Origin of the sequence: Mesorhizobium abyssinicae (assembly GCF_049887195.1) — a bacterium.
Lineage (GTDB): Bacteria > Pseudomonadota > Alphaproteobacteria > Rhizobiales > Rhizobiaceae > Mesorhizobium > Mesorhizobium abyssinicae.
This window is the reverse complement of sequence record NZ_JARAKC010000147.1, coordinates 1-286: the sequence shown is the minus strand read 5'-3', so window position 1 is coordinate 286 and position 286 is coordinate 1. Positions and strand designations below refer to the sequence as shown.

Annotated in this window: 1 pseudogene; it reads right to left on the bottom strand. The window is 61.5% G+C overall.

Annotated elements, in window-relative coordinates:
* Window positions 1-286: pseudogene (locus PU724_RS34025) on the bottom strand (IS630 family transposase); the annotation flags it as partial.

The following is a 286-nucleotide window of genomic DNA, read 5'->3' as shown; positions in this document are numbered from 1 at the left end:
TTCCGCGCAGGCGTGCCATCTTGGTCGACAGTCCGGTTTCATCGATGAACACCAGCTTCGCCGGATCGAGATCGAGCTGGCCATCGAACCAGTCCCGACGACGCTTCAGGATGTCGGGACGGTCCTGTTCCAGTGCATGCGTGGACTTTTATGGAATGGCCAGCCGTGCCGGCCGAGCCAGGCGCTCAGGGCGCTGCGGCTGATCTTTACCAGCCGCTCGGTCTCCAGCCGAGCCACCATCTCGTTCAGTGTGATGTCCTTGCGCTCCTCGATCATTCCCACGATG